General features: G+C 40.4%; 11 protein-coding genes. All 11 read right to left on the minus strand.

The window, feature by feature from the left end; all coding sequences use genetic code 11:
- Positions 1-413: 413 nt before the first annotated feature.
- Positions 414-590 carry a hypothetical protein gene (locus tag HWQ38_RS18425; RefSeq protein WP_292796140.1) on the minus strand — a complete coding sequence of 59 codons (177 nt, stop codon included), beginning with the start codon at positions 588-590 and terminating at the stop codon, positions 414-416.
- Between the two features lie 49 nt (positions 591-639).
- Positions 640-1,566 carry a polyphosphate kinase 2 gene (gene ppk2 / locus HWQ38_RS18430; RefSeq protein WP_292796143.1) on the minus strand — a complete coding sequence of 309 codons (927 nt, stop codon included), beginning with the start codon at positions 1,564-1,566 and terminating at the stop codon, positions 640-642.
- Between the two features lie 209 nt (positions 1,567-1,775).
- The gene (locus tag HWQ38_RS18435) at positions 1,776-3,167 is read right to left on the minus strand and encodes an AAA domain-containing protein (RefSeq protein ID WP_292796146.1); all 1,392 of its coding nucleotides are present in this window, start codon (positions 3,165-3,167) and stop codon (positions 1,776-1,778) included.
- Position 3,168: 1 nt separating this feature from the next.
- A complete protein-coding gene (locus HWQ38_RS18440; RefSeq protein ID WP_292796149.1) occupies positions 3,169-3,981 on the minus strand; it encodes a hypothetical protein in 813 nt (270 codons plus the stop codon).
- A 222-nt stretch (positions 3,982-4,203) separates the two neighbouring features.
- On the minus strand, positions 4,204-4,479 hold the full coding sequence (locus tag HWQ38_RS18445) for a hypothetical protein (protein ID WP_292796152.1): 276 nt from the start codon (positions 4,477-4,479) through the stop codon (positions 4,204-4,206).
- 50 nt (positions 4,480-4,529) lie between these two features.
- Positions 4,530-5,024 carry a COP23 domain-containing protein gene (locus HWQ38_RS18450; protein WP_292796154.1) on the minus strand — a complete coding sequence of 165 codons (495 nt, stop codon included), beginning with the start codon at positions 5,022-5,024 and terminating at the stop codon, positions 4,530-4,532.
- A 103-nt stretch (positions 5,025-5,127) separates the two neighbouring features.
- Positions 5,128-5,385, minus strand: coding sequence for a hypothetical protein (locus HWQ38_RS18455; RefSeq protein ID WP_292796156.1), 258 nt, complete (start codon positions 5,383-5,385; stop codon positions 5,128-5,130).
- 452 nt (positions 5,386-5,837) lie between these two features.
- Complete coding sequence (locus tag HWQ38_RS18460) at positions 5,838-6,416, minus strand: hypothetical protein (RefSeq protein ID WP_292796157.1); 579 nt, start codon at positions 6,414-6,416, stop codon at positions 5,838-5,840.
- Positions 6,417-6,508: 92 nt separating this feature from the next.
- Complete coding sequence (locus HWQ38_RS18465) at positions 6,509-6,886, minus strand: nuclease domain-containing protein (protein WP_292796160.1); 378 nt, start codon at positions 6,884-6,886, stop codon at positions 6,509-6,511.
- Positions 6,873-7,388, minus strand: coding sequence for a hypothetical protein (locus tag HWQ38_RS18470; protein WP_292796163.1), 516 nt, complete (start codon positions 7,386-7,388; stop codon positions 6,873-6,875). The genes HWQ38_RS18465 and HWQ38_RS18470 overlap by 14 nt, the downstream gene beginning before the upstream one ends.
- Positions 7,389-7,458: 70 nt before the next feature.
- Positions 7,459-7,929, minus strand: a complete 471-nt coding sequence (locus tag HWQ38_RS18475; protein ID WP_292796166.1) for a hypothetical protein — start codon at positions 7,927-7,929, stop codon at positions 7,459-7,461.
- Positions 7,930-8,064: the final 135 nt, after the last annotated feature.

Raw genomic sequence — 8,064 nt, forward strand, 5'->3', positions numbered from 1 at the left:
GTCGCGTGTCAAGGCTGCGCCCTGCCCGCTATTTGTGCCAGTTGCGTAAGTCCTGAAATATTCTATAAGAGATGCAGAAAAAGCTTCTTTATATTTGTACCACCGATAGATAGGTCTAGTTTTGTTAGCTTGAAAACTAACTATAAGTCGTGTCAATGAAGGCTCAAGCAAAAATTTATTCTAGAAGCGCTGATGCAGTTGCTTATCAAGGTTGTGAATTTCGCCTAAACCATCACTTTCCACTTGGGACACGGTATTGGAGACACTTGCTAGGCTGATCACAGATGAATGTTCCTAGAGAATTAACTAGTCAAGTTAGTATAGTTCTAAATTTTAGGGGTAGATATATGATTCGCCCAAACTTTAGAAAAAGTCACTGTATATTTAGAGATGGTGTGTCAGATGCACAAGAATTAAGCCGTTGCAGACATCTCACCACTCACCGAAAATCTAGAAACTGGGATCGCTTCAACCGACAAATTTCTGGGCGATATCTGGCGACAAGCCGTTTCTCTACCAGAGGCTCCGCGTAGCTTGCTTCTTTGCAGGAGTATGCGCCTACGCCCCAGCCATAGATAAGGTTTGCACATTCCTATATTCAATCATTAGCGAGAAGCTGCAACACAACAGGAATGTTGCTCAATACACTTGAGGAACAAAAAACTGCTCATTGCGGGGGGCGCGAACATAATTCTCATCAGCCACAGGTCTAGACGGAAGCTCCAAGGGAGGAGGTGTCATATCTTCGTAAGGAACTTTGCTCAACAAATGATGAATGCAGTTGAGCCGCGCCCGTTTTTTATCATCCGCTTCAATTGTAAACCAGGGAGCTTCTGGAATATTCGTGTAAGCAAACATGGTATCTTTTGCTTTAGAGTATTCTACCCAGCGATCGCGTGATTCCAAATCCATTGGGCTGAGTTTCCAGCGCCTTGCTGGATCGTAACTTCTAGAGAGAAAGCGTTGCTCTTGTTCTTCATCGCTGACCGAGAACCAGTACTTGATTAAAACAATGCCCGATCGCACCAGCATTCGTTCAAATTCTGGGCAAGATTGCATGAATTCTTGATATTCTGCTTCAGTACAAAAATCCATCACCCGTTCAACTCCGGCTCGGTTGTACCAACTGCGATCAAAGAGGACTATTTCGCCTGCTGTCGGAAGATGTTGCACGTAACGCTGAAAATACCACTGAGTTTTCTCACGATCAGAGGGGGTTCCTAAGGCAACTACACGACAGCCACGAGGATTGAGTGGATCGGCAATGCGTTTAATTACTCCTCCTTTGCCGGCAGCATCGCGCCCTTCAAATATTATGACAACCCGATAGCCGACGTGCTTAATCCAGTATTGCATTTTGACTAGCTCAATCTGGAGTTGCTTTAGTTCAGTTTCAAAAGTCTTTTTGGGAATTTTATCGGCAAAAACTTCAGTGCTACCATCAAAAATCCGTTTTGATTTTTTAGATTTTTTCTTGTCTTTTGCCTTTACTAGGCTTTCTATTAAGCCTGTAGCGGGTTGATCTAGACCATTATTTTGCTGGTTTTTAACTTTATCAATTGACATCGCAGTGACTCCATGCCATTGAATCGGCATAATTAGAGTTTATCTATATATTTTAATGGGAAGTGAGTGTAAATATAGACCTTTACAAGTATTACTACACCAAAAATGTAAAATTTTTAACTATTCTCTTATAGTCAATTTCAATTTTTAGTTTAATGGCATAATACACCAAGATCGATCGGAAAGCGATCGCTCACCGGACGAAGGTTTTAGCTATTTCTTTGTTGTAGTTGTTTGATCCTTTCTATCAACAGACGAACTTGGACAGGTTTGTTACGAAACCAATCTGTTGACCAAATGCGGTGAATTTTCCAACCTAGCCTTTCAAGCACCTGTTGTCTGAGGCGATCGCGATCTCTGGCAGTAGGTGAACTATGGTAAGATGCACCATCGCACTCAATCCCCAGTAAAAACTCACCAGGGCGATCGTTATTGACTACACCAAGGTCAATCCGGTATCCTGAACATCCAACTTGGGTGAGGATAGTGTATCCCTGCTGGACTAAAGCATGGTAAACATCTTCTTCAAATGGCGAGTCAAAATAGAGCTTATCTGTGTAAGAGTTACCTTGTAGTCGTTCTCCACCACTCGCTGCGTACTCCAGATAATCATGCAGTAATTTTACACCTTTGCTTTGGGCGCGTGTTTTGTCGATGTCTCCAGCCACAATGGAAGAAACGAGTGTAATTTTACTTTTTGCCCGCGTCACAGCGACGTTGAGCCGTCGTTCTCCACCTTGCCGATTCAGGGGGCCAAAGTTGAGAGAAAGTTTACCTTGCTCATCACGAGCATACCCAACGCTGAGTAAGATTGCATCTCGCTCATCACCCTGAACGTTTTCCAGGGCTTTGAGAAAAAATTTAGGTGAGTTATCACTGCAAAATGTCTCCAGAGTGGGGTGATCTTTCCCTAAAATCTCAATTTGCTCCTGAATGGCATCGGCTTGGGCTTCGCTAAAGGCAATAATACCAAGGGATTGTTCGGGAAACCGTTGAAAATGCTCCAACGCTAACTGAGCAACCACTTCAGCCTCACGTCGATTATCTCTGCGTTTACCGCGATCGTAAACGCCATCAGGAACGTGTCGGAACGATACTCCCAAATCTGGATTTTGAACTGGGTTTGGAAACGTAACTAATTTAGATTCGTAAAAATGACGGTTGGAGAAAGCAATCAAACGCTCATCTTGACTGCGGTAATGCCATTTCAGCATATGTCCAAACATAAATTTTGAACATTCATCCAAAACGCTTTCATAGCTTGCATCATCCTCGTCATCGATATCTTCTTGAGTGTCTCCAGTTGAAAAGAATGATGTGGGAGGAAGCTGTTTATTATCTCCAATTACAATCACTTGATTAGAACGGATAATTGAAGGAACAACATCCTCAGTCCGAAGCTGAGATGCTTCATCAAAGATGAGAACATCAAAATGAATTACATCTGGATTGATATATTGACTAACAGAAAGTGGACTCATCATCCAGCAAAACTTTAAGGCTTTGACGAGATTTGGTATTCCCTTTTGTGTGTGGTTGAGGAGTTCACGGATGGGCAAATGTCGGCTTTTCTTAGTCGCTTCTCTTCTCAAATTTGGCAATTCAGCTAGAGCAATAACTTAAAGTACTTTGTGCCCAAATAGTTGTTTTTTCTTCTCTTAAAAATGGTAGAAATGAAGAAAGCCGACTCAGCAAATTTTCTGCTTCTTGCGAAAGCTTATTTTTTTTAATTTCTTGAACGTCTGTTTGCAGAATAGTGAAAGCATTCTGAGCAACTGCTATATATACTCCAGTCCAGTTTTCTGGAAGATTGGATGGCGCTTTTCGTATGTAGTCTATGGCTGGATAACACTTATCTAAAGACTCTAAATTCAATAAAGGTTGAACTTGGAGAGTCTCTTGTAATTCTTGATTAATGTTTTGGACTGAAAAAAATGCTTGCTGAAATTCCTCTATTTTCTGGGTAATTTGCAATTCCATTTCATAGGAATAAGAATTTAGAGAACTTTTTTCCCAAATAGTTGTTTTTTCTCTTTTAAAGAAAGGTATAAATTGCGCTAATTGATTTAATAAATCTTTTGCTTCTTGTAATCTACTAGCATTCCATTGGCTAAAGTTGGAAAATATGACATTAATATTGGGAACTGCTTCGCGATCTTTTTTCAAAAGCTCACCAAATATCTCAAATGGGGATTTATCTAGAGGTTTTTCTTTACCGTGTAAACTTGTCAGATATAAGTTTAGCGATTGACGAGTAGAAACAAGCTGCTCAAAGAAACCGTGATTATTTTCTCCACCGGAAATTTGTTTAATATATTCAATAGTTTTTGATAAATTATTTACAAGCTCCGGCTTATCTGTTGTTCCACTATGGTGGAGATTAAGACATATATGATCTAAACCACATTCAGCCATGCGCTTATAAACCACACTTAACGCTGTTTCTTTTTCTGCAACTAATAAAACTGATTTACCATCGCCAACCAGTTCAGCAAGTTGCCTACAAGCTGCTCTCTCAACATTTCTCTAAAGGAATTCCATGTTCTTAAACATCTATAAAAATTAACTACTGAATTGCTGAACAATTGTCTGCACAATTGCCAAAATAGCTCCTACATTATCCAAGTAATATCTTTTCTAATCGAGCAAAGCCACTTTTTGCGAAAGTTGAAGAAACTGCCATACTTCTCCTGTTGTCACACATCCATACACGGGTATGTCTGCTTGTCCAGATGAACGATTGAATAAATCCGTCGCCACCATTTGGGCGATGCACTGTCCTAACCCAGCTTCAATATCATTTTTCTTCGCTTCCACAATGACATTTACAGAATCTACTTCAATTCCATAGTCTGCGGCTTTCTGGCGGATGTATTCAGATATACTTCTATCAATTATCTGTGGTAGGGGCACAGCATGCTGTGCCCCTACCACATGGTCTATTTACCTGGAAATAGCTGTATTTATTCTTTGGGAATCCCTAGATGTTCTCTCAAATCAACGTAAGGTGTTCTATTGCTTTTACTCAGGGGTTGGTGCCAAGCCAGGAGATTAGTTAGCGCCTGCACACCATCTTCACTGGGTTTGAGGGTCAATATCAAGTTTTCACAACGACCATTGACTTGATTTGCGGTGCAAACCACATTTTGTCCATTCATTTTGCCGACAGTAATAAACTTCAGTTCTCTGTTGCGGCGGTAAGTTTCTAAGCGGTGGCTCACGTCTTGACAGCGCGTCAGTTTATTGTAGCCAGCGTCTCTGAAGTAATTGGAAGTCCAGCGAATCCAAGGCTCAGAAACACCTCTAAAATTTGTGTACACCGTCACAGGTTTGTTTCCTGAGGTGTCACAATAAAATCCTTGCCTACTTTCGGCTTGACTTGGCTGATTGATGGTTGCAGTCGCGCCGAGAGCGATCGCACCTGCAACCAAAATATTTGTTAATGATGCCAATTTCATGAGTAACTCTCAAATCTTGAGTAAAAAGTTTTTATTTGCTTCTCTTCCTACTAGAAGTAAGGAGATGATAAGAATTCCAAATTGTTTGGGGTTTTAGGCGTTTTTACTTGTATACATAATGAGCGGCAACCCATTTGCGACCATGATTTGTTTTTTCCCAATGTCCAGAAACCAACACTTTCTTTTTCGCTGGTGGTGCATGACGCTTAACTTGTGGTGGTTTTTGTGCGATTGTTTGAGCAGGTCTATTAAGACCGTGGGGATTAACAATAACCTGGAATGCTGATGCTTGTGAAGGAATAGAAGTAACAGCAAATGGTAAAAGAAGCGCTGCACCAGCAAGAATTTGTTTGATATTCATCACTAAATCTCCTTTTGTAAACTCCATGATTAAAGTTCGGTAAACCTTAATCTGGTTGATGTCTCATGTTTATAAGCATAGGAGTTCAAACAGCTATACACTAGTGATAAAAGTAACTAGTTTAATCATGACTTAAGTAATCTCTAATGTCAGGGTTCTCAGGTTTTAATCACGAATAAACCTTATCCTATCAATGCTATAGGGAGCATCTCAGTGAAAACAAATATACCAGATGAGAAACAAGATTCTTGCTCCCTCTCCTTGGTAAGGAGAAGGTTGGGGTGAGGTTTTACAAGGCTTTTTACACTCATTGAGATGCTCCCATGCTATATCTATTGAAAGCAGGAATATTATTAATTGCCCCAACTCGGCAAAAAACAATTACCTCAAATGCAATGTCTAGGACGGGCTACGCCTCAAGTTGACCGATGCTCACGATTCATTTTTGGGCTTCAGTCTGGAAAAGCTAGACCAGTCATTGGGTCACGGATATATAACCCTAGTGTGAGACTACGCATCACTTCATCCCAAATGGGTATTAGCGGCTCTGCTTGATCTGCCCAATAATCGAATGTAATCAAGCACTGAACATTTGACCCCAAACCAATGCAAGTCCGCGAAAAAGCTTCCCGTGGTTCTTCCTGAGTGTCGATAAACTTAATCTCTGTCCAGACTATTCTGGCGGTTTGGCGCTTGACGGTAAAGATTTCTCCCCTTGCAATTACGTCGCGGCTATCGTCTTCCATGACTTTTTTCAAAGTAGATTTTAGCGGAAACTGGCTCCAGTCATTGGGGGGTAGGCGATTGAAAGATACTTCCAAGCAGCAGTCGTCGTTGGGCGGTTTTTTATCCATGAACTTGAAGGATTTTTCTTGTGGCTCAAAAACCCAATTCTGGGGAACATTGAAGCGAACAGCGCCTCTATCTGCTACAAAAATCTTGTAGCCTGATGGAGATTCCCAGCGATGATCAGGTTTGAGTTCAAGCGTTTCTTTAATCCACTGGAGATTGCTTTTCTTACGCTTTGCCATAGTATTTTTGTTCTCTCTGCTGAAGAAGGCGTAGTTGTAGCCCGTCGTAGACATCGCTCTCTTTGTTAATATTATCAAGCTTTCATTCAAATTTATCTGCTGCGGCTATCTGAATTCAAAGCTTTACTTAAAATGCGATGTAAATGTATTCTAAGTTCAGCTTCAGCCCCAGGATAAGCACGTAAAGCTTCAATTTGTGCGTCGGGGTAAGGTATATAAGAACCAGGGTAAAGAATTGCAGCATAATTTACCACTTGCCGACCCTCATTGTCTCGAATTGCGTGGCAATAAGTGTGCATTTTGTCGATATCCTGTCTTTTGGGCTTGCTTTCTCTATCTATATTTTCTGGCTCCTCACTTTCAAATTTGTATTTGGGGTCAAATATATAGACTAAATGCGAACCATCGGAAAACTGTACTTCTAAAGCTATATCAGGACGCTGTGTCAAGGTAGAACTATTCGGAGGCAAGCTTAGATAAAATTTTAGTTAATCCTGGTCGATTTGCTGTACCACTAATAGCTCGGCGTAAAATAACCATTTCTTGAGCTAAAGTATGCTCGTTCAGTTGTGGTAATTTTAAACCTGCCAAAGCACCTGCTTTTTGTAAGCCTATCGCAACTGAAGTTGGAAGACGAGTATCGAGGTCTTCTAACATTTGAGCAAAAGCTTCTCGGCTAATTTTCTGAGGGAAAACTGTGACAACTTGTTCTTCAATCTCACCCTGGTACTCAAATCGCAGATGATAATAGCCAGTATTTGAGCGTTCCCAATCAACTAAAACTCGTTCTTTTCCAACTAGATATCTAGGATAAGCTAAGAGTTTATTACCTTGCAACCAAACCTGCACTTGCCGCCAATTTTCTAGAGGTACAAGTATTTCTAAGTAAGCTGGTTGCCATTCTAAAGGAGCTTCTATTTTGTTGCCCTCAACATTGATAAAAACAAACTTAGAAGTATGATGTAAATCCATGTTGTTCAAATGTTGCACGCATTTTGGTAGCTTTAGCTAGGCTCAGATTAAATTCCTTTATGTTAGCAATTTAAATAAATGCTTTTAGTGCTTCTCCTACCCTATCATCAGCACCTTTTAATTTGGGTAAAATCTTCTGTAATAACTGTTCGTCTAAAGCATCCTTCAGAGGGACACCTAATACTTTTGCCTCTGTTACATAGGTCTTAATTTCGTCAATAGTACGAAAAGCAAAAGGTGCAACTTCGTGTAAAGTATCCCAAATTTGCATCAGAATCTCTTGATACTCTACCTCTCCCAAATACGTTTTCAAATCATCTCGATTAATTTCAAGTTCAATCATTTGCGCTCGCTCATAAATTTTATCAGCAAAGTTATGGGTAGTTTCATCTACATTCACCGTACCAATAAAGTAAAGATTAGGAGGTAATAATACTTTTTTCCCAGGTGCAAGCTCGATTTCAGTCTCTCCCTCACGCATACGTACTTCCATTACTGAGAGAAACTTCGCAAAGTAATACTCTACTCGTGCTAGGTTCATTTCATCTAAAACTAAATGATAAGGTATAGGTGTATGCCAAAAGTGTTGAATGTTAAGAGAAATCCGATAAAAACAGCCCAAAATATGTTAAATTTTGGGCGGAAGATTAAAGTATATCTATTTGATAGTGATGAT

Source organism: Nostoc sp. NMS7, assembly GCF_017115085.1.
GTDB lineage: Bacteria > Cyanobacteriota > Cyanobacteriia > Cyanobacteriales > Nostocaceae > Nostoc.